Source organism: Flagellimonas amphidinii, from assembly GCF_013090115.1.
Lineage (GTDB): Bacteria > Bacteroidota > Bacteroidia > Flavobacteriales > Flavobacteriaceae > Flagellimonas > Flagellimonas amphidinii.
Window position 1 is genome coordinate 154,974 of the sequence record NZ_JABFNN010000031.1, and the last position, 25,229, is coordinate 180,202.

General features: G+C 37.7%; 25 protein-coding genes. 13 read left to right on the plus strand and 12 right to left on the minus strand.

Translation table 11 applies throughout. The features are described 5' to 3' along the window. The first annotated feature begins 67 nt into the window (after nucleotides 1-67). The 5 genes from HJC33_RS09155 (at nucleotide 68) to HJC33_RS09175 (ending at nucleotide 4,028) form a co-directional block, all read left to right on the plus strand. The gene (locus HJC33_RS09155; protein WP_171658517.1) at nucleotides 68-610 is read left to right on the plus strand and encodes a heme NO-binding domain-containing protein; all 543 of its coding nucleotides are present in this window, start codon (nucleotides 68-70) and stop codon (nucleotides 608-610) included. Continuing rightward, entirely contained in the window at nucleotides 570-2,204 is a 1,635-nt protein-coding gene (locus HJC33_RS09160) for a sensor histidine kinase (protein WP_246245515.1), read from the plus strand. Before HJC33_RS09155 ends, HJC33_RS09160 begins: the two co-directional genes overlap by 41 nt. A 14-nt stretch (nucleotides 2,205-2,218) precedes the next feature. Continuing rightward, nucleotides 2,219-2,521 (plus strand): Hpt domain-containing protein, encoded by a 303-nt coding sequence (locus HJC33_RS09165; protein ID WP_171658518.1) that lies wholly within the window; start codon nucleotides 2,219-2,221, stop codon nucleotides 2,519-2,521. Between the two features lie 2 nt (nucleotides 2,522-2,523). Next, on the plus strand, nucleotides 2,524-3,234 hold the full coding sequence (locus HJC33_RS09170) for a LytR/AlgR family response regulator transcription factor (protein ID WP_171658519.1): 711 nt from the start codon (nucleotides 2,524-2,526) through the stop codon (nucleotides 3,232-3,234). 491 nt (nucleotides 3,235-3,725) lie between these two features. After that, a complete protein-coding gene (locus HJC33_RS09175; RefSeq protein WP_171658520.1) occupies nucleotides 3,726-4,028 on the plus strand; it encodes an STAS domain-containing protein in 303 nt (100 codons plus the stop codon). A gap of 155 nt (nucleotides 4,029-4,183) precedes the next feature. On the opposite strand, the gene HJC33_RS09180 is transcribed toward HJC33_RS09175, so the two are convergent. Together HJC33_RS09180 and HJC33_RS09185 are read right to left on the minus strand one after the other, a co-directional pair. Continuing rightward, a complete protein-coding gene (locus tag HJC33_RS09180) occupies nucleotides 4,184-5,425 on the minus strand; it encodes a BamG family beta-barrel-assembly machinery protein (RefSeq protein WP_246245516.1) in 1,242 nt (413 codons plus the stop codon). Then, a complete protein-coding gene (locus tag HJC33_RS09185; protein WP_171658522.1) occupies nucleotides 5,418-6,749 on the minus strand; it encodes a DUF4270 family protein in 1,332 nt (443 codons plus the stop codon). The genes HJC33_RS09180 and HJC33_RS09185 overlap by 8 nt, the downstream gene beginning before the upstream one ends. A 221-nt stretch (nucleotides 6,750-6,970) precedes the next feature. Between HJC33_RS09185 and HJC33_RS09190 the strand changes: the two genes are divergently transcribed. The 4 genes from HJC33_RS09190 (at nucleotide 6,971) to HJC33_RS09205 (ending at nucleotide 10,200) form a co-directional block, all read left to right on the plus strand. Continuing rightward, nucleotides 6,971-7,966: a Kelch repeat-containing protein gene (locus HJC33_RS09190; RefSeq protein ID WP_171658523.1), complete on the plus strand. Its 996-nt coding sequence runs from the start codon at nucleotides 6,971-6,973 to the stop codon at nucleotides 7,964-7,966. 59 nt (nucleotides 7,967-8,025) lie between these two features. Further along, complete coding sequence (locus tag HJC33_RS09195; RefSeq protein WP_171658524.1) at nucleotides 8,026-8,409, plus strand: DUF4907 domain-containing protein; 384 nt, start codon at nucleotides 8,026-8,028, stop codon at nucleotides 8,407-8,409. Nucleotides 8,410-8,555: 146 nt separating this feature from the next. Beyond that, nucleotides 8,556-9,443: a sensor histidine kinase gene (locus tag HJC33_RS09200; protein WP_246245517.1), complete on the plus strand. Its 888-nt coding sequence runs from the start codon at nucleotides 8,556-8,558 to the stop codon at nucleotides 9,441-9,443. Between the two features lie 28 nt (nucleotides 9,444-9,471). Continuing rightward, nucleotides 9,472-10,200, plus strand: coding sequence for a LytR/AlgR family response regulator transcription factor (locus HJC33_RS09205; RefSeq protein WP_171658526.1), 729 nt, complete (start codon nucleotides 9,472-9,474; stop codon nucleotides 10,198-10,200). Between the two features lie 107 nt (nucleotides 10,201-10,307). Here the strand turns inward: HJC33_RS09205 and HJC33_RS09210 are convergent, their stop codons facing one another. From HJC33_RS09210 to HJC33_RS09255, 10 genes are all read right to left on the minus strand, one after another. Further along, nucleotides 10,308-11,000, minus strand: coding sequence for a pirin family protein (locus tag HJC33_RS09210; protein WP_171658527.1), 693 nt, complete (start codon nucleotides 10,998-11,000; stop codon nucleotides 10,308-10,310). Beyond that, on the minus strand, nucleotides 10,987-11,775 hold the full coding sequence (locus HJC33_RS09215; protein WP_171658528.1) for a dioxygenase family protein: 789 nt from the start codon (nucleotides 11,773-11,775) through the stop codon (nucleotides 10,987-10,989). Before HJC33_RS09215 ends, HJC33_RS09210 begins: the two co-directional genes overlap by 14 nt. A 101-nt stretch (nucleotides 11,776-11,876) precedes the next feature. Then, complete coding sequence (locus HJC33_RS09220; RefSeq protein ID WP_171658529.1) at nucleotides 11,877-12,557, minus strand: LytR/AlgR family response regulator transcription factor; 681 nt, start codon at nucleotides 12,555-12,557, stop codon at nucleotides 11,877-11,879. After that, nucleotides 12,554-13,615, minus strand: a complete 1,062-nt coding sequence (locus HJC33_RS09225) for a sensor histidine kinase (protein WP_171658530.1) — start codon at nucleotides 13,613-13,615, stop codon at nucleotides 12,554-12,556. Before HJC33_RS09225 ends, HJC33_RS09220 begins: the two co-directional genes overlap by 4 nt. Nucleotides 13,616-13,770: 155 nt before the next feature. Continuing rightward, the gene (upp, locus tag HJC33_RS09230; RefSeq protein WP_171658531.1) at nucleotides 13,771-14,424 is read right to left on the minus strand and encodes a uracil phosphoribosyltransferase; all 654 of its coding nucleotides are present in this window, start codon (nucleotides 14,422-14,424) and stop codon (nucleotides 13,771-13,773) included. A 130-nt stretch (nucleotides 14,425-14,554) separates the two neighbouring features. Next, the gene (deoD, locus tag HJC33_RS09235) at nucleotides 14,555-15,259 is read right to left on the minus strand and encodes a purine-nucleoside phosphorylase (protein WP_171658532.1); all 705 of its coding nucleotides are present in this window, start codon (nucleotides 15,257-15,259) and stop codon (nucleotides 14,555-14,557) included. 9 nt (nucleotides 15,260-15,268) lie between these two features. Next, the gene (gene deoC, locus HJC33_RS09240; RefSeq protein WP_171658533.1) at nucleotides 15,269-15,907 is read right to left on the minus strand and encodes a deoxyribose-phosphate aldolase; all 639 of its coding nucleotides are present in this window, start codon (nucleotides 15,905-15,907) and stop codon (nucleotides 15,269-15,271) included. A gap of 4 nt (nucleotides 15,908-15,911) precedes the next feature. Continuing rightward, nucleotides 15,912-16,316 carry a hypothetical protein gene (locus HJC33_RS09245; protein ID WP_171658534.1) on the minus strand — a complete coding sequence of 135 codons (405 nt, stop codon included), beginning with the start codon at nucleotides 16,314-16,316 and terminating at the stop codon, nucleotides 15,912-15,914. A gap of 91 nt (nucleotides 16,317-16,407) precedes the next feature. Further along, a complete protein-coding gene (locus tag HJC33_RS09250) occupies nucleotides 16,408-17,610 on the minus strand; it encodes a sensor histidine kinase (protein WP_313777731.1) in 1,203 nt (400 codons plus the stop codon). Between the two features lie 146 nt (nucleotides 17,611-17,756). Continuing rightward, nucleotides 17,757-19,121: a sigma-54-dependent transcriptional regulator gene (locus tag HJC33_RS09255; protein ID WP_171658536.1), complete on the minus strand. Its 1,365-nt coding sequence runs from the start codon at nucleotides 19,119-19,121 to the stop codon at nucleotides 17,757-17,759. A gap of 198 nt (nucleotides 19,122-19,319) precedes the next feature. Here HJC33_RS09255 and HJC33_RS09260 point away from each other — a divergent pair, with 198 nt between their 5' ends. The 4 genes from HJC33_RS09260 to HJC33_RS09275 all read left to right on the plus strand — a co-directional run bounded on the left by HJC33_RS09260 (nucleotide 19,320) and on the right by HJC33_RS09275 (nucleotide 25,114). Further along, nucleotides 19,320-20,663: a TolC family protein gene (locus HJC33_RS09260; RefSeq protein WP_171658537.1), complete on the plus strand. Its 1,344-nt coding sequence runs from the start codon at nucleotides 19,320-19,322 to the stop codon at nucleotides 20,661-20,663. A gap of 17 nt (nucleotides 20,664-20,680) precedes the next feature. Continuing rightward, a complete protein-coding gene (locus HJC33_RS09265; protein ID WP_171658538.1) occupies nucleotides 20,681-21,931 on the plus strand; it encodes an efflux RND transporter periplasmic adaptor subunit in 1,251 nt (416 codons plus the stop codon). A gap of 66 nt (nucleotides 21,932-21,997) precedes the next feature. Further along, on the plus strand, nucleotides 21,998-22,693 hold the full coding sequence (locus HJC33_RS09270) for an ABC transporter ATP-binding protein (protein WP_171658539.1): 696 nt from the start codon (nucleotides 21,998-22,000) through the stop codon (nucleotides 22,691-22,693). A 36-nt stretch (nucleotides 22,694-22,729) separates the two neighbouring features. After that, nucleotides 22,730-25,114, plus strand: a complete 2,385-nt coding sequence (locus HJC33_RS09275) for an ABC transporter permease (RefSeq protein WP_171658540.1) — start codon at nucleotides 22,730-22,732, stop codon at nucleotides 25,112-25,114. Nucleotides 25,115-25,229 lie beyond the last annotated feature (115 nt).

Genomic DNA, 25,229 nt, shown 5'->3' on the forward strand with positions numbered 1-25,229 from the left:
CGTTTCACAACAAAACTTACTTAAAGGGTAAACATTTTCCTACTTTTGAATAACTAGTACTAATAGCATGAAGGGAATTGTTTTTACCGAATTTCTGGATATGGTTGAAGGTCAATTTGGATTGGATACTGTTGATGAAATCATTGAAGCTTCAAATTTACCGTCCGAAGGGATTTATACCTCAGTGGGAACTTACGAGTTTAACGAAATGGTTGCATTGTTGACAAGTTTGCATACCAAAGTTAATATACCTGTTGATGATCTTCTACAGGCTTTTGGACATTATTTGTTCAGCAGTTTGGGCAAAGCGCACCCTGAAGTCATCCAAAGTTATACATCACCCATCGGTTTGCTGTACTCCATTGAGGATCACATTCATGTGCACGTACAAAAATTGTATCCAGATGCAGAACTACCGTCCTTTAAAATTTTAGAAAAAACAGATACTTCAATATCAATGGTGTATGCTTCTTCAAGAGGGTTATACCGATTGGCCCTAGGTCTTATTGAAAAATGCTTTGAACATTTTAACGCTACATCACAAGTTAGCTTCGAACTCTTAAAAGAAGATGGTACCGAAGTCAGATTTGACATTGTCCAGAATGGCTGACAACCAAATTGAAATATTGAAGCGTGCGCTGGAACGACAGCGAAAAGCACGGTTTCAGGCAGAAAAAATCTTAGAGGCTAAGTCCAAAGAACTCTATGATTTAGCAAAGCACCTGAAACAGGCCAATACCCGGTTGGAAAACCTTTTGGATAAAAAAGCGGATGATATGGATGCTGCTTTTTTAAATATCATTGACCCATATGTGGTCATGGACCTCAATTTTAATGTACTCCGTACCAACCATTCAGCAAAAGAGTTTCTAAGATTTGATTACACCAAAGAGGCCATAAACCTTAATGATTTTGTCCACCCTGAATTTTATCAGTATACCGCAGAATCTATACAATCTTTATTGGAAGTAGGAACGCTCAAAAATTACCGGGCCAAAATTCTTTTAAGGGACGGCACAGAGAAGTTTGTGCAGATAAATGCCAGTCTCATCTACAATCGAGAAGGAAAACCAATTGCGGCACAAGGTATTATTAGGGATATTACCCAAGAAAAGGAAGTAGAAGGGTTATTGTCCGAGCAGCGAAAACAATTGGATATAATAGTTGAGAATTCCCCTTTGGGAATTGTTCTTATGGTCCAAGGTAAAATACTGAAGAGCAATACCGCCATGCAACAAATGCTGGGATATACTCATGATGAATTAAAACAGATCAGTATTAAGGATATTACTGTCAAAGATGACATGGCCAAGTCAATCACATATCTGAATGATATGATGAAAGGAAAAATAGACCACTTTACATTCAACAAAAGTTATGTGCGCAAAGATGGCTCAACATTTATGGCCAAAACTTCAGTAAGTGCTGTTCGAGCTACAGGTGGCGGAATAGAATATCAAGTAGGTATTGTTGAGGATATTACGGAGCATAAACGGTTGGAATTGCAAAAAGAACAACTTTTAAAGCAATTAAAGTCCAGTAATAAGGAACTGCAGGAATATGCCCATATTGTTTCCCATGATTTAAAATCACCTTTACGTAGTATAAGCGCTTTGGCTACATGGTTGGTGGAGGATTATGCCAAAAAATTGGATGAGAATGGAGTGAATCAGTTACAGATGATTCAGGAAAAGATTGAGGGTATGGACAAGCTCATAGATGGGATTTTGACGTATTCTGGCATTGATAAAAAAACCGATGATGTTTCCGAAGTAGATATAAACGAAGTCATTTCAGAAATACGTGAAATCATATTTATACCAGAGCATGTAAATGTGGTTATTATGAATACGTTGCCAATAATGATGGCACATAAGACGAAGATTCACCAACTCTTTCAAAACCTGATTTCCAATGCGGTGGTACATATTGAGAAAAAGGAAGGTCTGGTGAAGATATGTTGTGAAGAAACAAAAACGCACTGGCAATTTAACATAAGTGATAACGGTATTGGTATTCCAAAGGAATACCACGAGAAGATTTTTAAAGTATTCCAATCACTGGGAACAAAAGAGCGTTCTACAGGGATTGGACTTTCTATTGTTAAAAAAATAGTGGATCTATACCAAGGTGAGATTTGGTTGGATTCTGAGAAAGGTAAGGGCACGACCTTTCATTTCACCCTAAGAAAGGAATTAGTATGAAAGAAAAGCCTAACATGAAGTATTTAGACGGAATCGCCGGAGGAGATTTAGAATTCCGTCAAAAATTTATTAGTATCTTAAAACAGGAATTTCCTGAAGAACAAAGTGAGTATTTAAAGAATATTGAAGAAGGACTGTTAAGGGCCGCTTCAGAAAACGTGCACAAGATAAAGCACAAGATCAATGTATTGGGGCTACATAACACCTATACGTTGGCAGTACAACATGAAAATGAACTTAGAAATGGCGAGGATACACTGCACTTGGAGTTTTTGAATGCACTTCAGGAAATAGCAACGTATCTAAAGACCATTTAATCATGAATTGCATCATAATAGATGATGAAGCTGCCGCAAGGGCAATAATGACCCAAGTTTGTTCCAAAATTCCAGATTTGGATGTGGTGGAAGAGTTTGAAAGTGCCATAGAGGCCATCAAATTCTTAAACCAACATACAGTTGATGTTATTTTTTTGGATATCCACATGCCCGGATTTACTGGGATAGATTTTATACAGACTTTGAGCGCCCCTCCTAAAATAGTGATGACAACCTCAGATACAGATTTTGCCATTGCTTCCTATGAATATGAGGCTATTGTGGACTACCTTGTAAAACCCATCACTTTTGATCGTTTTGAAAAATGCATACAAAAGGTAAAAAACAGTTTAGCCTTCCAACCGCAGGAAAAAGAGGACCCAGAATCTGACACTACAATAGGGGAGGACCTCTACATCAATATTGATAGAAGACTGATTAAATTGAAATACAGGGAAATATTGCTTATTGAGGCCAAAGGGGATTACATCAATATAAAAACAGAGCGGAAGGACTACTTGGTGCATACAACGCTCAAAAAAATACACAACAAACTTCCTGATGAAATGTTCTTGCAAATACACAGGTCTTATATCATCAATTTTAAGCGAATCATTGATATTGAGGATAATAGCGTGCTTATTGAAAAGAATGTTATACCTATAAGCCGTTCTAACAGACCAGAACTTATGAGGCGGTTAAACCTGCTATAAACCGTTAAACGGGTCAAAAACCCTTCGGGGTGTTTTTCTCTACTTTTTAAAACTTTTTGATGCTCATGTGACGAAATGAAATAAGGGGAATTTGGAAAGCGTTAGACAATCCTTATTGGTTCATTTTGTTGTTTGAAACTCCCCGGCCCAGGGGAGTTTTTTGTGGAGTTCCCTATTGCATACCAGTTTACTGTGTTCAGTATTGATTGGTTTGTAGTGTATAGGTGATTACTCGTCTACAGCAATCTACCATCCATCTACACCCAAGCTAAAAGAAAGTTATTCTGTAGGATATTTGCTTCAAGATGATACAACAATTTACATTTAAAAATATTGATGAAACCCATAGGGTAGGTTTTTTAGGTTAAGTGCAGAAAGGAGGGCAAAAGACTGCCCTCCTTTCTATTTAATGTATTCGAGTTGTACAATAAAATTTTAAAATGTAGGTTATTTACTACAAATAACTATTTTTTAATAATAATTTAACAGATATGGCGCTGCAGATAACCGAAGTAAGGGGCACTTTTTCCATCCATGGAACACTGAATAGTGGGAATGTAAACATTTTAAAAAGACATTTAGCAAGATTTCTAAACCCTAAGAAACCTGTTGTGCTAAACCTTGAAAGAGTACAGCAGTTAGACCGTTCTGCCGCACATGCTTTAAAGAATTTATATGCCGAAGCTGTTCGCTCCAATTGTGTCCTTTCCATCATAGGAAGGCAAAACATGAATCTATTTTCTGTAATGGAGGAAACCAATACCTCTTTTATTCTAAGTAGTGACCGTATTTAGAGGATGAGCTGTCATATATAAAATATAACCCATGTAGTATTTTTAGATGAAGTGCAGAAAGGGGGCAATTATAGATTGCCCCCTTTCTATTTTATATGTTGCTTTAAAATATTTATACTAACCGAACCAATAAGTTAGAACTAGAATCAAGTTCTCTAATTGATTTTTAATTTTCTGAACCATAAATCTTCTAAGCTCAGATTGAGGGTAAGGGTATGGTAATTTTCCTTGACCAAAATGTTCTGTATTTGTCCTTTTGTACCATAACTGTAGGATAGATTGATCAATGAGTTTGACGCTATACCTACTGGAATACCAAAACCTAAGGTTATGTTATAACCATCTATTTTGTTGTCGTTGATGGCTAAATAACCGTTATCGTAGTTAAAACCGGCCCTATATCTGATTCTATTTAAATATTTGTAGGCTTTTGGATCATTCAAATATTCCAACCCAAAGGCAAAAATATCTTGATCTCTATACGTACCTACGTTTTCGGACTGATTGGTAGCATCCCAAAAGTTTTTTTTATAATCTGCGGTTAAAGTAAAGTGCTTTTTAAGTTTTAGGCTCATACCAAAACCTAGTTCAAGAGGCAGTTTGAAATCAGATGCATCATCTGCTTCCTCATCTTCTACAACAACATCCACGGCATCCAAAGTTTTGTATACGGACCGGGTTAAGTTTCCAGTTAAACTTACAGGAAGTTCCACAGCACTTCCCACGGTAATGTTTTCATTAATATCATACTGAAAACCGGCACCAATACGTAATCCACTGTAGTTGGTGGTTTCATTGAGTTCAAAATAACTACTACTGATGACGAATGATTCGATTTCTTCAATGTTGCCAAAAAGAAAAGAGGCCCGCGCCCCAAATCTTAGATTATCTGTAAGCCCATAGCCAATATTCAGTCCAAGGTTGTTCAATCCACCCAAACCGGATACATTGCTTTCAAAAGTTTCATTGGTTCCTTCAATGTTGGATACCAATCCCAGAATAGAATACCCTACATCTGTATAAGGAATTAGAGTAACTCCTGCACCCAAACGATTGGCAATCCGAAATGAAAATGCCAAATTGGAAAAATTTAGGGTGCTTTTAGATTCACTGTCACCTCTATTACTGTAGTCATTATACTCCCCAATTACCCCAATATCATAAAAGAAGGAATTTTTAGGGACAAGTGCATAATTGGCTGGGTTTAAGTTATTGATCCCAGTACTGGATTTCATACCAATACCTGAATAACCCAACCCGTTCGATTTTCCAATACTTGTCTGGTTGATAGTGCCTAGGCCATACAGGGAGTAGGGGGAACTGGTCAATCCTTCGGATTGGGATAGCGCCAGATTGTAAAATAGTACAGTACAAACAATAGGTAGAATCTTAGTCATTATCCTCATCATAAATTGCGTAAGTGAGTTCAAGTTTTACACTGAAATCCGTATTATCCATTCCATTTAAGATAAATCGGTCCACGGTTGAAGCATAATCATCAGGCAATAGGATCAAAGCCTCGTCGGTTTCCCTTTCTGCCAACAATAATGTTTCTATATAGCTGCCCAGGGATATTTCGTAATAGATATCGTTGAATTCTTGGTTATCACGGTTTAGAATACCGGTTACGGGTACTACATCCCCATAAAGCAACTGCTCGGTCAAATCGTTGTTTTGGTCCACTACGTAAACAGAAAGCGTATCCCGTAGTTGTAGTTTGTCATCAAAGGTGTTATTTGCAGGTTTTATCTTCAATATGGCATCCATAATGGTTCCTTGTCCCTGTAGGTCATAGATTTTTTTCACGTAGGGGAATTGAATTCGTGTAGCTATTCCAACACCAGATTGTATAAAACTGAAATCATCGGATTCAGAACTGCTCAGATTAAATTCCTTATCAACCAATCTTTGCAAAGGTTCTATGGGATCTTCCGATCTAATCTGATTGAAGAAAGGTACTGGTGAAGAGGAGAGATCAAAATCGATATCAATATAACTTTGAACCCGTTCACTTTCTTCCGAAGTACTAAAGTACAATCTCATGAAACTAGCCTCTGTCTCTTTGGAGAAACCAATGATGGATCCATCGTCATTTTCATCAGGTAATAGGGCAATACCCCTAAAATAATCCTTGAACTCGTCTGAACCTGTGATTTCCTTTTCCTGAAATTTCTTAAAAAAGTCCATTCCCAGCTCATCATCAATCTTTATTTCCAAGGTATCCGAATCTTGAGGGCGTGGATTAAACGAAATTGCGCCAAGGTTGGCATCCGAATACTCGGCAACAGCAGTATTGTAAAGCGCATCGCCTTCCACAGGTCTTAAGGTCTTGGTAAGACGTTTTATATATATAGTATTGGTTTGGAGGGTATCGTTGTAATAATATTTGTCCAACTTAAGGTGTAGCACAATACTGTCGTATTCAGCTTCCGAATCAATAGTATAGCTGGCAGGTGTTAAACCTACATAACTGGAGGCTTGGATTGTTCCAAAAATAGAATCAGTATACTTGCCTACCAACATTCTGGAGGCTTGACTGGTAATTATGCTATCAAATTTCATTGTTGAGGTTTCCACTGTCATGGTGTCTATCAAGACAACCCTCATATTACTGTCCGTAAAAGCTTCGCCAGCTAAAAAATCAGAATTGTTGTAATTTTCTGTAGAGCAGGAAGCCATGAAAAAAAGTGCTCCGTACATTAGCACCAAAAGTCGTCTCATAAGCTAAGTTTGGTTCAAATGTAAAAGGTGTCTTTAGGCTCTAAAATGTCAATAGACCAACCCTTGTTCTTTTAAGACCAAATGACCATATTTTACTACAAAACCATACTGCCGGTTGGTAGATTGATTTTGTAGTTTTATAGGTTAAAATTAAGCGTTGATATATTCTCTTTTAGTGCGTTTGACCCCAGAACTACATTTGGAAAAAATTACGCAGAGACATGACACAAACGTTACAGTATTTCAAAAAAGTATTCATTATAGCTCCATTGCTATTATCCTTTATAAGTTGCTCCAATGACTCGGATGATGATGATTTGGGTAACTGGATAGATCGTTCCGTTTTTGACGGAAGCCCGCGAAGTGGAGTAGCTGGTTTTACCATTGATGATATGGGCTATATGGGTGTTGGTTATGATGGAGATGATTACTTGAATTCTTTTTGGGCATATGATATCGAGGGAGATTATTGGTCACAAAAAGCAGATTTTCCAGGTACGCCCAGGAATGCAGCTGTTGGTTTTAAAATTAATGGTAAAGGATATATAGGTTCTGGATATGATGGTGTGGATGAGCTTAGTGATTTTTATTCGTATGATCCCTCTAGCAATAGTTGGTCGCAGATTGCTTCTTTGACCGAAACAAAGAGAAGGAGCGCAGTGGCTTTTGGAGCCAATGGTTTTGGGTATTTTGGAACCGGGTATGACGGAGAAAATGACCGTAAGGATTTTTGGAAGTATGACCCGTCTTCTGATACTTGGACAGAATTAGTAGGTTTTGGTGGAGATAAAAGAAGGGCGGCCACAACCTTTACCCTGAACAGTTTGGTCTACATGGGAACTGGGGTTTCCAATGGGGTGTATTTGGACGATTTTTGGGCTTTTGACCCATCAACAGAAACATGGACAAAAAAGACAGATTTGGATGAAGAGGATGAATATGAGATAACCAGAAGTAATGCTTTGGGATTCGCATTGAATGGGTATGGTTACATTGCCTGTGGTGAGAGAAGTGGAGCTACCAACTCGGTTTGGGAGTATGATCCTTCCTCAGATAGCTGGGAGGCCAAAACAGGCTTTGAAGGTTCTACAAGACAGGATGGTGTAGCATTTTCCAATTCAAACAGAGCTTTTGTAGGGATGGGAAGAACAGGAACATTGTATTTAGATGATTTGGATGAGTTCTTTCCTTTTCAAGAATATGATGATGAAGATTAATTTTTCATGATAATTGATACGTTTGTTGATGTAGTGGGGCCAATGAAACTCCTTGTTTCTTGGTCCCCATTACTATTACTGGGTTAGTGGGTATGAATTTTCCAAGAATCATAAAAACAGCGGTTCTTATTCTACTGGTAGGAGTTTTTTGTTTTGAAGCTTCTAAGTGGGGGATGGAGCAGTGGCCCGAACGTGAAGAGCCAGCCTTGAGGACCAAGGTCATAACTTTGGATAACGGTTATGGTTATCAAATTTTTAGTGGTGACAAACTATTGATTCAACAGGAATTTATCCCTGCAGTAGAAGGAGAAAAGCAATTTGAAACCAAAGAAGATGCAAAACAGGTAGCGGACATGGTAATGCGCAAAATCTTGAAAGGAGAGAGCCCAAGAATATCCCTCGAAGAGCTTAATGATTTGGATATTGTAATTTTGGAACAATAGTAGAGCCCATAATGACCCAAAGTAAAAAACGTTTTAGGATTTTTTTCATCCATTTATTCATTTGGGCATTGTTCTACGGTTTTTTTCTTTTTCCTTTCTTTTTTCAACTTAGACAGGTTCCACCAGATCTACCCTTGAGGTTATTGATGGTGATTGTTCTTTTTTATACCAATTACTTCATCTTGGTGCCCAAGATTTTATTGAAGAAAAAAACAACGTATTACATTATCATATGCTTATTGCTGATTATTATGATGGTGTTTATTATCAATTCAGGTTTAATTCCAGGTCCGAAGGGGCCTCCACCTAATTTTTCCCGGGAAAGACCTTTTGGGAACCGATATTTAAGGGAATTTATTACCGTATTGAATTTAAGCGTACCCTTTTTTTTGAGTGCTTTTTTGAGGCTTTACCAAGAATGGAAAAAGAATGAGGACTTACGTCAACTGGTAGAAAATGAAAAGGTAAATTCCGAGCTTCAATTTTTGAAGACCCAACTCAACCCTCATTTTCTTTTTAATTCTTTGAATGCGATTTATACACTATCGGTAAAAAAATCTGGAGATACTTCTGAGGCTATTATCGCCCTTTCGGAGTTAATGCGTTATATGCTGTATGAGGCAGATAAAGATAAAGTGCCCTTAGGCAAGGAGTTGGAGTACATTAAAAATTATGTGCAACTACAAAGATTAAGGTTATCAGATAGTTCCAATGTCAAGCTTAGAATATCTGGAGAAGAGCGGAACAAGGAAATTCCTCCGTTACTTTTTATATCTTTTATTGAAAATGCATTCAAATACGGAACAGATTATGAAGGAAAGACCTATGTGGACATTAGCTTTTTTATTCAGAATGGGTCTATTTTCTTTAAAGTAGAGAACAAAATTGGTGTTCACAGAAAAAATGACAAAAATTCAGGGGTAGGACTTGAAAATATCAAGAACCGCTTAAAGTTATTGTATGCAGATTCCCATGACCTGCGAATAAAGGAAGAGGGGGGAACTTATGTTGTGCAGCTGGTACTTAATTTATAGTGCCCGTAACCATTTAAAACCAAAAAAGATGAAATGTATCATAATCGACGATGAGCCTTTGGCAATTGAACTGTTGGTAGATTATTGTCAGAAGGTAGATTTTATTGAGTTGGAAGGTACTTTTACCAATCCCTTGAAGGCTATTACACTGCTCAAAGAGAAAAAAATTGACCTTATTTTCTGTGATATTGAAATGCCGCAAATTAGCGGGATAGACTTCATCACTTCTTTGGATAACAGTCCTATGTTCATTTTTACTACCGCATATTCCCAATATGCCGTGGAAGGTTTTGAAATGAACGCCATTGATTATTTGGTTAAACCAATTCCCTATAACAGATTTATCAAAGCTATTTCTAGGGCAAAAGAGGTTTTGGGCTATAAAAAGGGATCGCCCACTGAGGACAATGTATTTCCTTCCCATGGGGAAAAAGGAAATTCCCCGAACTATATTTTTGTGAAAGCGGAATATGAAAGTGTAAAAATCAATTTGGATGATATAGAATACATCCAAGGATTAAAAGACTATCTGAAGATACATGTTGCCGGCACCAATAAGACCATTCTTACCCTTATGAGTTTTAAGGAAATTTTGGATAGATTGCCTTCCAATCAGTTTTTGAGGGTGCACAAATCCTTTGTGGTAAACATTGCCTGTATAAAAACTGTACAGCGAAACCGAATTGTAATTAATGATGTCCGCATTCCGATAGGGGAGAGTTACAAGGCAAACTTTTTTTCAGTACTTGGACTTTAAATAGTCTAAGAATTTATTCATTCCCGATTGTCTTGATCTTTTTGGAAAAGAAAAACCCGGATTAAACTTAATTAACCCGGGAGTAGGATGAATTTAAAACCTAATCATCATGAATTGTCATCCTCAACAATAAAAATTATAGCATTTTCGGAAAGTGCTTCCATTTCCAACTGGTCAAAATTTCGAAGAAGGAGACTATCCCTGGATTCCAACAAACGGTTCTGTACCTCAAAAGCACCATTAATGACAAAAACCGTAATATTATTTTGCTTAGAAAAAGGAACATAATCAGTTTCCATTCTACCATCAAACACCCCAAAGTGTATTTTGAAGTCAGCTGCTTCAAAAATGGTATTTAATGCATTGTGGACATAATTACCAAATCTAACTTTCTTGGACGAAGCATCTCGTTTAATCCATAATTGTAAGTAGTTGGCCAGTTCATTTTTGTCAGGATTGCTTAGGGAAAAAGATGCTCCTTTTTCCAAGGAGAACACTTGTAATTCTTCTGGAAAAATTTTAGTGGAATGCTGTCCATCATAAATTCCACATACAATACTACCTACTAGGGGCAGCACCATAAGAAGGGCATCTTCATCCATGGTAAAGGTCTTGCTCTTGACCGGAGCCAAAGTTTCATCAGAAAACCTAGGCATACTGGTTAAACCTCCCTGAGCTAACATTTGGGAAGTAAGACATCGATAGTTTGGAGTTTCATGGCGATGTCTTTTTCCAGCTAAGAATATTTGCGCAGTTTCCTTTAGTATCACTTCTTCTGATATTACATTAAGCATCGACATAAATATCATGTGTTAGTGTAAAACCTTCACTTACACTACCACTTACACTGGCCAATTCTTCTTCAACACTATCTCCAAAAACATTGTCTTCTGCATGGTACGTATAACCACTCATACCTTTGGTATATCCATATTCACTTGCGGCGTTTACTCGTACTACGGCACTGTTGTCTCCTTCTGGAAAGGCAATTTGGGTGACCAAAAGAGAATTCCCATCTTCATCATAGATATGTACATGAATGTGTGTGGAGCGACTTTGGTACCACCCTGGAAAGATTGAGGCGAACTTGGCCAGTCCATCAGAGTCTGTAATTTGACGGCCTCTTAAAAAGTGATTGTCCGTATAATCTACAGATTGCATTTGAGTGCCTCCGTATTCAGAATAGTATCCATCTTTATCGCAGTGCCAAATATCTACCATGGCTCCCTCCAATATGTTACAGGAGTCATTTATATTACGAATGGTGATATTAATGTCCAAGTCAATACCTGTTCGGTCTCCAATAATATCGACTCTTTCTAAATCTGCAGGATCCTTGGTTGGAAAAGGCCCTTCTGTTTCACTTGGGGTTTCTTCACAATCGCCAGATGAACTGGTTCCAGAACCAGAATCAGTATCACTACTTGAACTATCAGATGAAGAGTCGCTGCCCGAAGTGGTGTCATCATCAATATAAAGTGAATCCTCACTATCCGTTGAGCAAGATAAAACTGCAAGACTGGCCACGGATAAACCGGCCAATCCCATTCCCTTTAAAAATTCTTTTCGTTTCATAGTATTGTTTTTAGTTTCAGAGTAAAACTATGAGGACGAATATGTTATCAGTAATTTTTGCGGTTAATGCACTTTTCTGTGAGGTGAAAACGAGTAAAAAGTTAAAGGTTTTTTAAAAAAGAATCTTTATAAGACTTGCCAAGCGGTATAATAAAATCTCCAATTTTTAAAGTGTCTTTGTATACACTTTTCACTTTTTTTAGTGGAACAATATAGGAGCGATGTGCCCTTATGAAGCTCAAAGTTGGCAATTTTTCCAAAATGGATTTCATGGTTGAACGTGCCACTATTTTGGAATTATTGGTAAGATGTATTTGAATGTAATCATCCAAGGCCTCGATGAGTACAATATCATCAAACGCAATTCTATGTAATTTGAAATTAGCCCTAATGGATAAATAACCGTCCGAAGCATCGGCAAGTTCCAGATCCAGTTGTTTTTTGGTTTTTTCTATGGCCGATAGAAAACGTTCAAAGGAAAAAGGTTTCAAGAGATAATCAATGGCACTTACATTAAAACCTTCCACGGCATAGTGGTCGTATGCTGTAGTGAAAATTACTTTGGTATCTTGCTTGAGGGATTTGTACAGGTCCAATCCATTAAGTTCTGGCATTCGGATGTCAAGAAAAAGCAGGTCAACATCAAATTTATTGAGATAGCGAATGGCTTTTCGTTGTTCCGTGAATACATGGATCAAATCTACATATTCAATTTGCCCACAGTAAGCTTGAAGCACTTCTAGTGCGAGTTCTTCATCATCCAATGCAACCGCTCGGATCATTTAAGATTGATATATAGTTTTACAATGTAATAGTCTTTCTGATGGTTCACATTGAGCTGGTATTTTCCAGGATAGAAATAATCCAATCGTTTTAGAGTGTTTCTATTGCCTTCTTCTGTATGTTCCGGCAAGTTTTTTCGATTTACCGTTATACTATTCTCGACCAACAATTCAACACCATCAACATCTACTGTAATAAAGATACTTATTTTGGAAGGTTTGTCTGGATTAACCCCATATTTAAAAGCATTTTCAACGTAATTGACCAAAATAATTGGTGCGATTTTCTTTCCAAAGGGATCACCGGACACTTCATATGTAAAGTTGGCTCCTTTGCCAATGCGGAGTTTCTGTAGTTCGATATAATCTGAAATATATTGTATCTCTTGTTGTAAGGGAACTGCTTCAACATTACTTTCTGTTACGACATAGCGCATCATTTCCGAAAGTTTTAATAAAGCTCTGGGAGCATCATCCGACTTTTTTAACGTAAGTGCATAAATGCTATTAAGGGTATTGAATAAAAAATGGGGATTGATTTGTGCCTTGAGATAACTTACTTCTGCTTTTAGTTTTTCATGCTGCATTTCTTTCAGGCGGTTGTCCAATCGTAATAAAAATGAAAGGATAATAACCATAATGAACTGGAGAATAAATGAATCCCTGAAAACAAAAATATTGAACAGGGGTGGTTTTCTGGGAGGCATGCCAGGTGGGGGCATTTGTCCTTGACCTGGCATGGAAGGAGGCATAGGTGTTCTGTCTACATAATTTTGATTGACCAATAGGTCGGGGATAAATGAGATTATAGCCAAACAAACCAATAATATGGATATATATAGCAGGTATTTTTTCTCTGAGTAGAACTTGGGCACCAGCCAATGGTAGTTCAAATAGAAGAACAGTAATAATAAAGAATATCCCAAAAAATCTCTCTGAAAACCTGTGATATACCACATTTCCTTAAAGGAACCAGAATCTGGTGACGTTAAAATGGGAACGCTCAAAAGCCCCATTCCTATAAGAAGATTAATCCAGAAATCTTTGTTTTTCAACATGTGGGTATAGGAAAACTTAAAGCTATGCAAATTTTAGGAAAGCCATCAAAAAATGAGGTCAATGTATGGAATTCTGAGGCTAGAGTTATTTTTGGTATTATAAAATGGGACAATTCAGTAGGTGTTAATTTTTTTTGATTAATGGGAAGGTTACATCAAAGCTTTTCACCATAGGCCAAATCCCCGGCGTCTCCCAAGCCCGGGACAATGTATCCCTTACTGTTAAGTTCATCATCAATAGCGGCTATCCAAAGCTGTGTTTCTGAAGGAAATATTTTTTGTACGTGAGCAATACCAGCTTGTGATCCTATTACAGAAATGATATGGATTTTTTCGGGTTTGCCATGGGCACTGAGAGCTTTCAATACATTTTCCAGTGTTTTGCCAGTGGCCAACATAGGATCTGTAAGTACCAACGTTTTGCCCGTTAGCTTTGGAGCTGCCAAATATTTCACGATCACATCAAAATCATCATCTCCATTGGGATGATGCCTAAAAGCTGAAATGAAGGCATTTTCAGCACCATCAAAATAATTTAATAGCCCTTGATGTAACGGGAGGCCTGCCCTTAACACTGAACAAAGCACCAAATTGTCTGCATAAAGAGAAGTTTCTTTGGAGCCTAAAGGAGTTTTTACAGCAGTGAATTTGCAACCCAATGTCTTACTCATTTCATATGCCAATACTTCACCAATACGTTCAATATTGCGTCTAAACCGCATGGCATCTTTTTGTATTTGCGTATCCCGTATCTCGGCAATAAAAGTGTTCAAAAGAGAATTTGAAGTGTCAAAACGATGTACTGTCATTCGGTTTGGTTTTGTTAAAAATAGTTAGAATTTCAAAATGTAGATAGACCAGAGCCAATGCTAGTTTTTGTCATCGTAAAGACGTTGTCCCTTCAAAAAATGAAAAATAGTATAATGAAAACTTGGTAACTTAAGAAATAGCTGCTGCCAATGCAATTTCCACCATCGAATTGAAAGACGTCTCCCTTTCTTTTGCAGAAAGATGTTTGCCCGTGACCAGAGAATCGGAAATGGTTAGTATGGTTAATGCTCTTACATTGTACTTTGCGGCAATAGTATAAAGTCCAGCTGTCTCCATTTCTACACAGAGAATACCATATTGTGCCCAAAGTTTGTATTCATTGGGATCATCTTCATAAAACTCATCGGAAGAAAGAACATTGCCAGCTTTTATAGGGATGTTATTGTTTTGGGCATAGTTGACAGCCTTTAGAAAAAGGTCAAAATTTGCTGTTGGCGAATAATCAGAATTGATGAACCTTGAATTGTTGATGCCTGAAGTTGTTGAAGCTGCCATGGCCAACACCACATCATTAAGTTTTACATCAGCTTGGTATGAGCCTGCTGAACCCACGCGGATGATATTTTTAACGCCATAGTCCTTAATGAGCTCATGAAAATAAATCATGGAAGAGGGCATACCCATACCGCTCCCTTGAACAGATATTCTTTTGCCATTATACATCCCTGTATACCCCAACATACCCCTGACCTGATTGTAACAAAAAGGATTGTCCAAGAACGTTTCTGCAATCCATTTGGCGCGAAGCGGGTCTCCCGGCATAAGCACAGTTTCTGCAATTTCACCTGGTTTGGCTTCAATATGGATACTCATAGGATTGGATTATTTTAGTAATGATGGACCGGAAGAAGTTCCGATGCGCGAAACTCCCAGTTCAATATATTTTAAAGCGGTTTCCTTGTCTTTTATACCGCCGGATGCCTTTATCAAAGCTTTGGTGCCTACCACTTTTTTCATAAGGATTACATCTTCAAAGGTGGCGCCACCGCTACCAAATCCGGTAGAGGTTTTTACAAAATCCGCACCTGCGAGGACAGCTAAGTTACACGCCCTTTCTTTTTCTTCTGTGGTCAGGTAACACATTTCCAAAATCACTTTCAAGACCTTTTCTCCAATTACTTGCTTTATTGCTTTAATCTCATTGAGTACTTCAGTATCTAACTTGGATTTTAGCCAGCCCATGTTTATGACCATATCAATTTCATCTGCTCCTTGTACTATACAATCTTCTGCTTCAAAGATTTTGGTTTTGGTGGACATTGCTCCTAGTGGAAAACCAATAACTGCGGCTACTTTTACTTGAGTATGTTCAAGTAATTTCTTGGCCAGTTTTACATGGCAACCATTTACGCAGACTGCCTTAAATTGATGTTTTTTGGCTTCTTCACATAGCTGATGAATGTCAGTAACACTTGCGGTAGGTTTTAAATTGGTATGGTCTATATATTGTGATATCGTCATGTTTTTATCTAGCCAAGAGTTGTTTCAACTTAAAGATAATCAACATCTCTGATTTATTTTTCCCAGCAAACGAATCTGCAATGGCCTCCGCAGTCTCAAGAATCAAGGTTTTTAGGACAGGGGTGAACTTTTTTGGGTGTTCTTTGTAGAATGTCTTGAATTCATCAAAATACTGCTCATCATTTTTTTCTTCATTTTCCAACCAATCAAAAACAATTTCTATTTGGTAGGCTGAGTCTGTATGGTACTCATCCACAAAATCATCAACATCCAACCAATGTTGCCTCACATACTTTCGCAATCTAGTTACTTCAACAGGTCTTACCTTATTATCTGCCATGGCAACCGCATAGAAAAGTTTGCCAAGGTTTTGGTAAAACGCATTTCCTATTTTTTCTGAATTAAGCATGACAAAGAGTTTTGTTCAATTAAAAATAGAACCATCTCTTAGCGTTGCATATGACTTTGGTCAGTTTTTGAAGAAGCTGGAAACGTTTTGGTTAAAACTGCAATGTAAATACAGTTTTTTTATGAGGTAAGGATTGCACATTCAAACTTCCCCCGTGCAATTGCAATATTTGTTTGGAAAGGCTTAATCCAATCCCGGTTCCAGAATTTTTGGTGGTGAAAAAGGGAACGAAAATTTCATTGATCAAATCTTCCGGAATACCTGGTCCGTTATCATTTACAGTGATGTACTTCTTATTTTCTGAATTGATTCCTGCAGCAAGAACAATTTTTCCCTGTTCTTGATTTCCAATTGACTGCAGGGCATTTTTGCCAAGATTGACCAATACTTGGGTAATTTGCTTTTCATCAATAAAAAGCTCCAATCCTTTCGGTTCTATATGGATTTCTATTTTAGGAGAGTTTGAAGTTTCAACCTTAGGAAGCAAAAGTTTGACTTTTTCCAGTAGTTTTTCTGCAGAAACAATTGTTTTGTCCGGTTCAGGAACATTAAGGAAAGTTCGATAAGACTTTACAAAATCCATTAAATTACTTCCCTGCTCTTTGATGACCTCGAGTCCCTTTGCTGTGATGGTAACTTGTTCTTTATTCAAATGGTCTTCAATAATTTGTCCATCAGTACCCACAAAATATTTTAGTATTGAATCTGAAATGGAGGTGATAGGGGTAATGGTATTCATGATTTCGTGGGTAAGTACCCTAATCAATTTTACCCAAGAGTCTGTTTCTTTTTCATCCAATTCTTTGTGAATATCTTGTACAACGACCAAAAGCATAGCTTGGTCATTGAGTGCTATGGATTTACTTTTAATGGCCAGCTGTGTTTTTTCACGTTCGTTGGTCAATTGAAAAAGTTTCCTATCAAAGGGTTTCAGCTCTGAGAACAATCGATACAATTGCATATTAACTTGTTGCAGTTGCTTAATGTGGTTCAAAGGTTTATGATTGAGCAATTTTTCCACGGTTGGGTTGGAAAAAAGAATGTGCCCCCTTTCATTATAAGTTAGGATTCCAATATTGGCCTGTTTTAATATTTCTTGATAGTATCTTTCCCTAATCTGCAATTGCAGATGAACTTCTTGAATCAATTTATTTACCCTGTTAAGACTGATGTTGAGTTCCTTGAAAGATTCAATTGTCACTTTTTCAGGAAAGCGAAGGGTAAAGTCTTCATTCTTAATGGCATCAAAGAAATATGCGATCTTTCTATTGGTACTGTTGATATAACGAATCAAAAAATAAACCTGAAAACACAGAAAAATAAGGGAGAAAACCAAAATGCCCCACCATTTATTTGACCAAGAAAATGCAAAAAGGAAAGCCGTTAGGGTTATCAAAATAACCCTGAAAATTAACTGTAAATAAAAATTGCGACTTGCCATTATCTACTTTGTTTTTTGAGTTTATTGTAGAGAGTCTGTCTTGTAATGCCCAGCTGTTCTGCAGCGGCACTATGGTTGCCTTCGTGGCGTTCCAGAGCTTGTAAGATCATTTGGTGCTCCATTTCATCCAAGGTCAATGGAGTATCTGCGGAGGATGTGTGGAACTTGGTTTGAAAGGGAAAATCATTGGCTTTTAGGACTGGACCGTCGCTTAAAATTATTGCTCTTTCTACAGTATGTTGTAATTCCCGGATATTGCCCGGCCAATTGTAGCCCATTAATTTTTCTTCTGCGGCATTGTTAATGCGCAATCCCGGTTTGCCATATTTAGCACTGAATTTCTTCAGGAAAAAATCTGTAAGCAACAATATATCATTATCTCTATTTCTGAGTGCAGGAACCTGAATGTGAATGGTATTGATTCGGTACAATAAATCCTCACGAAAAATGCCTTCTGCAACCATTTGCTCCAAATTGCAATTGGTGGCACATACCAAGCGAATATCAACAGGGATTGGTTTGTTGGAACCAACTCTTACGATAGTTTTATTTTGAATGGCAGATAGCAATTTGGCCTGCATTTGCAAGGAAAGATTTCCAATTTCATCTAGAAAAAGGGTACCTCCATTGGCAGCTTCAAATTTACCCGTTCTGTCTTCTTTGGCATCTGTAAAAGAACCCTTAGTATGCCCAAAAAGTTCACTTTCAAAAAGATTCTCGGAAATAGATCCCATGTCCACATTGATGAAAACCTCGTTTTTTCGCTTAGATTTTTGATGGATTTCTCGGGCAATTAATTCCTTGCCAGTTCCATTTTCCCCGGTAATCAGAACATTTACATCTGTCTTGGCAACTTTGTTCACTAAGTTCAATACAGTATTTAATGCCCTGCTATTCCCGATAATGAAATTTTTATTTTGATTGATGACCTGCTTAAGACTACTTTCCTTTTGTTTTAATTGATGTACCTCCTTCTTTGTTTTTCTAAGTTGATATGCAGATTTGACGGTGGCCAATAACTTTTCGTTGTTCCATGGTTTAAGAATGAAATCTGCCGCACCTTCCTTTAGGGCTTTCACAGCTAAATCCACAGCACCATATGCGGTCATCATAATTACAGAAGTATGTGGAGTTTTTTTTCTGATTTCCTTAAGCCAATACAAACCTTCGTTACCAGAATTGACCCCGGCAGAAAAATTCATGTCCAGTAGAATAATATCAAAGCTGTTCAGATCTGGGAAAGAGGACAACTGATTTGGATTTGAGATGGATTTTACCATCTTGTATTCAAACTGCAGTAGGATTTCCAAAGCACTCAATATGCTTTTATTGTCATCTACCAATAAAATCTTTGCGTCTGTCATGGCTCAACTGTTAGACAGCATAAAACTACAATATGATATGAATGCTTTTTGCAAAGTGTATAAATATTTTACACAATTGGTATAAAAATTTGACACAATAAAATCGCGTGGGATAAATTTTAAATTTTAAATAACTGATAATTAAAGATTTATGTTTATGGCACAGCATTCGCTTACCTTTTGGCATAGTTAGCATATATGAAATTTAAAAAAGGCATCATAGCAATCATCTTTTTAGCGAGTCTTTCGCTGCATTCACAAAAAATGTGGACCCTGGATGACTGTGTTTCCTATGCTCTAGAGCATAACCTACAATTGAACGACTTCAATTTAAATACCCAATCCAATAAAGAAACCTATCGGCAATCCATACGGGATTTATTTCCTACGGTAAGTGGTTTTGCCAACTATTTTATTAGATATGGTCGTCAAACAAATCCGGAGGATAACAGTATCGTTAATACCGATATATTCTCTAACAATTATTCTTTGGATGGTGCCTTCGATTTGTTTCAAGGGTTTCAAAAAATAAATAATCTAAAAGCTTCCAAATTCTTATACAAAGCGACGAAAGAGGAGCATTTACAACAGAAATATTTGTTGGCTTTCACGGTCATGTCCGCCTATTACGACATTCAATTTATTGAAGGGCTCATAACCATATCCAAAGAGCAGGTTGAAATCTCTCAAACCAATTATGACCTTGTTGAGAAACAAGTGGAACTTGGGCTTATGGCTGGCGCTGACCTTTATGAGGCTGAGTCTCTACTTTTGACAGATAAGTTGACTCTGACCCAAAACGAAAACCGTTTAAAAGCTGCAAAATTGACCTTGTTACAAGCTATGAACGTTGAAGGGGAAAGTGAAATTACCATTGAGCCTGAATTTGGCGCTGTACCCATCAAATATGCAGAAGAGACTGTACTTTCAGATTCAATTTTCAACAAAGCAAAGAGTTTTATGCCGTCAATCAAGGCGCAGGATTTTAGGGTCAAGGCGGCAAAAAAGCAATTAGCTGCCACTCGAGGCAGTTTATATCCTTCACTTTCATTGAGTGGAGGTATAGGTACTGGATATTTTGAAACCATAACCGACTCCTTAGGGGTAACTGTTCCTTTTAGAGATCAATTTAGTGAGAACAGGTTCGAGTATGTTGGCGCTACCTTAAATGTACCTCTCTTTAACGGATGGGCTAACCGGTCTAGGGTCAAACAGCAAAAGATTGCATTTGAACGTGCTAAGAATACTGCAAAAGTTACCGAGCAAGAGCTCTACCAAACTATACAGCAATTGGTGCAGGAGCACGAAGCTTTGATGGCAGAGATGGCTCAAACCGAAAAAAGGGCGGCTTCCCAGGGACTGGCTTTTAATATTGCCCAAAAAAGGTATGAAAAAGGCATGATCAATGCCATAGAATTAGGTCAAGCAAAAACGCTCTACGCTACGGCACAAAACCAAAATTTACAGGCAAGATTGCGGTTACGGGTAAACAACAGCACCCTGGATTTTTATCGCGGCCTACCAATATTTAATATCAACTAACAAAGAACAAAAGAACAATGGATATACAACTCGAAAAGAAAAAAGGACTTAAACCCAAACACTACGGATATATAGCTTTGGGCATTTTGTTGCTGTTCGTTGGATGGAAAATGGCGTTTGGTAGTTCTTTATCAACCTATAGAACAGAAAAAGAAAAGCTTACCATAGCTCAAGTAGCACAAGGCAAGTTTGATGATTATATTACTATAAATGGTAATGTTGCTCCCATTGCCACTATTTATATGGATGCTTATGAAGGTGGAAGGGTTACCGAAAAACTCATTGAAGAGGGAGCCATGGTAAAGAAAGGTGACATTATCCTAAAATTGGAAAATACGAACCTCTACGAACAAATTTTGGCAAGTGAAAGTAACCTAGCGCTTAAGCAGAACGATCTTAGATCTACAAAACTCACATTCGATTCCAGACAAGTAGAGGGCCGCAGATCGTTGGCCACAGCCAGTACAGATTTGCAAAGAACCAAAAGAAATTTTGAGCAAAACCAAGCGCTTTACGATGAGGAATTGATTTCACAGGAAGCGTATTTGCTGTCAAAGGAAAACTATGAGCTTTCCAAAAAACAGTATGAGATTGTAAAGCTGCAAACCGAAAACGATGATCAATTGCGCAAAACATCACTTACAGGACTGGATGAAGATTTGGCCAGAATGAAAAAAACCTTGGGAATGGTGTATGAGCGTTTAGATCATTTGAATGTAAGAGCCCCTGCCGACGGACAATTAGGATTTTTAGATGCCGAAATCGGTCAGAACATCACCCAAGGGCAGAGAATTGGCCAGATCAACGTGTTGACTGATTTTAAAATAGAAGCTGAAATCGATGAGCATTACATTGACCGGGTAAGGAGGGATTTGGTTGCATCTTTTGAGCGCAATGGACAAGAATATCCTTTGCGGGTAAGAAAAGTTTATCCTGAAGTGAGAAATGGAAGGTTTAAAGTGGATTTGGTCTTTACGGACCAAAAACCTGAAACCATCAGGGCTGGACAGAGCTACAACATCAAACTGCAATTGGGTGCATCAAGCGAGGCGCTTTTATTACCTAAAGGAGGTTTTTTCCAAAGTACAGGTGGTCAATGGGTATTTGTGGTCAATGCTAATGGCAATGAAGCCATAAAGAGAAACATCCGATTGGGGAAACAAAACTCAAGATACTATGAAGTACTTGAAGGGCTGGAAGCAGGGGAGCAAATCATTACCAGCAACTATGATAGTTTTGGTGATGCTGAACGGATAGTATTAAAATAACTGCAAAGTGTTACAACACTATAATTGTGAAGTCTATATATAAACAAACCTTGAAATCAATTAAAAATGATACAGATCAATAACCTAAAAAAAAGCTTCAGAACAGAGGAAGTGGAAACCTTGGCCCTGAACGGGGTAAACTTCAGTGTTGCCGAAGGTGAATTTGTGGCCATTATGGGGCCATCAGGATGTGGCAAATCAACACTCCTGAACATTATTGGAATGTTGGACAACCCTTCCGAAGGAACCTATCAATTTGCGGGTCATGAGGTTGGAGGGCTTAAGGAGAGCCAGCGTACTCAATTAAGAAAAGGAAACCTTGGTTTTGTATTCCAGAGTTTCAACCTAATCGATGAGTTAACGGTATACGAAAACGTGGAACTCCCCTTGATTTACCTTAAAATGAACAAATCTGAAAGAAGGGAAAAAGTACAAAAAGTACTGGAACGCATGAAAATCGCACATCGTGAAAAACATTTTCCACAACAACTCTCTGGAGGGCAACAACAACGTGTGGCCATAGCCCGTGCAGTAGTTACCAACCCCAAACTGATCTTGGCGGATGAGCCTACAGGTAATTTGGATTCCAAAAACGGGATAGAGGTCATGAACTTGTTGACTGAGCTGAACCAAGAGGGGACAACCATTGTTATGGTAACGCACTCTGATCGTGATTCACATTATGCCCACCGGGTTATTAACCTTTTTGACGGCCAAATAGTAACTGAAAGTCAAAACAAACCCATGGGAGCAATGGTGTAGGAGTTTATTCATCAATCAAAATCAAAAATCATCATCATGTTCAAAAACCATTTAAAAATTGCTTGGAGAAGCCTTTTTAAAAGAAAGGTTTTTACGGTCATAAACATTCTGGGTCTCGCTATTGGTTTTGGCAGTAGCATTCTAATTTTTCTGTTCTTGTCCTATCATTTATCATTTGATAATTTCCATGAAAACTCAGACAGAATTTATAGAGTAGTTACAGAGGAGCATCGGGATATTATAGATTATGAGGCTAGTGTTCCTCCTGCATTCGCCAAAGTATTTCGAGAAAACTATCAATATGCGGAGAAAGTAGCCAAAATTGCGAATTGGGAGGATTATCAACTTAATGTAGGGGAAGAACACAATCAAAAGGCGTTTAAGGAAGATGCGGTTTTTGCAGAAGCTGATTTTTTTGACATTATGACTTTTCCATTGCTGAATGTATTGGGAGACCGTTCTTTAGAGGAACCCAATACGGCCTATATCAGTGAGGGAATGGCCCAGAAATTATTTGGAAGCAAAGAGGTCTTGGGAAAAACATTTCTTTTTGATAACAAGGAAACCATTGAGATCATAGGAGTCCTAAAAAATAGGCCCAAGACTTCGTTGATTACAGAAGAAATCTTTATTTCTTTCAACACAATTAAAAAGTTCAACGATTTTGTGGGAGAGGAAACTTGGGGCGGAATTTCTTCAAGCATGCAATGTTTTGCACTATTGCACCCCAATCAAGATATAGCATCTATTGAGGAGGTATTATTGGAACTTCCTAAGCAACACCGCCCCAATAGTAAAAACAGGCATGAATACAAGTTACAACCGTTATCGGATATTCATTTCAATGCAAACTATGGAGGAATGAATTCTGGATTGCTATGGATTTTTGCCATAATAGGGATGTTTTTAATTGTAATAGCCTGTATCAACTTCATCAACATATCAACCGCCCAGGCCTTTTATCGATCTAAGGAAATAGGAATACGAAAAGTATTGGGCAGTTTTAGATATCATCTTTTTTGGCAGTTTTTGTCCGAGACGTTTGTCATTAGTTTTTTTGCCATTGCTTTGGGACTCTTGATGGCAATATTGTTCTTACCTTCTTTTAATACCTTGTTTGAATTGGAACTTACTGCTAAGAGTTTATTGGATTACAAGTTTTTTGCATTTGTAATAGTGGTTCTCGCCTTGGTTTCTTTTTTATCAGGAAGTTATCCAGGAATCTTAATGTCCCGCATTGTTCCGGTCTTGGCATTGAAAGGAAAACTTAAGCACAACAATACCGGAGGAAGCACTACGAGAAAAGTACTTGTGGTGGCACAATTTACAATTTCTATAATACTCATTGTTGCTACAATTATAATTTCCAAACAGATTGATTATGCGGTAAATGGTGACCTTGGATTCAATTCTGATTCCATTGTTATGGTAAGTATTCCGGAAGATAAGGATGTAGTACAAATTAAAAGTTTAAAAGATAGAATTAGTGGTATTCCAGGAGTTAGTGAAGTATCTATATGCTTAACAAGTCCTGGGGGCTCCATCAATAGTTTGGGAACTAGTTTTAAATATAGCAACAGACCAGAGTATGAAGAATTCAGTATTCAATTCAAGTCTATGGATAAAGATTATTTGAAAACTTTTGATATTCCTCTGGTTGCTGGGAGAAACTTTTTTGAAAGAGATTCCATCACAGAGGTCATTGTCAATGAAAAGGTAGGGGAGAAGCTAGGCGTATACCCTGTTGAAGAATTGATTGGTAAACAAGTTACTGCAAATGGTGGATATATAAAGGCTACCATTGTAGGAGTGGTAAGCAATTTTCATGATACTGATTTTACAGAGGAGATCAGTCCAGTGCTAATGGCTTATGAACCTGGGTGGTTTGATGAGATTGCCATTAAAATGGATATGCACAATACCAAGCACATATTAGATCAAATAGATGATTATTGGTCAGATACTTTCGCTGGATATACCTATGAACCTCGTTTCTTGGATGATAGGGTTATGGAGCAATATGAAACAGAACAACGTTATCTGACATTGTCTAAAGTTTTTTCCGCTTTGGCCATTTTTATTGGTTGCCTTGGGTTATATGGACTCATACTTTTCTTTGTGGGGCTACGAACCAAGGAAATTGGCATACGAAAGGTTTTGGGGAGCAATGTTGCCAATATTTTGGGGCTCTTCTCTGCTGACTTTTTCAAATTAATCCTCATTGCAGGTATTGTAGCCACGCCCATAGCTTGGTATTTGATGGAGCAATGGCTTCAAGGTTATACATATAGAACTGAAATTCATTGGTGGGTGTTCGCATTTGCCATTGTCTCTATAATGATCATCACATTTGCAACCATTAGTTATCAAACCTTAAAGGTTGCCCTGTCTAGTCCGGTGAAAAGCCTAAGAACAGAATAGCTTAGGGATGAATGAAGAATCTAAAAAAGTGTAAAATACCAGATAAAGAGTTAAAAGGATGTAATTATTGAATTCGGACTTAAAAGTAGCATCCAATGACCAGAATCAGTCAACG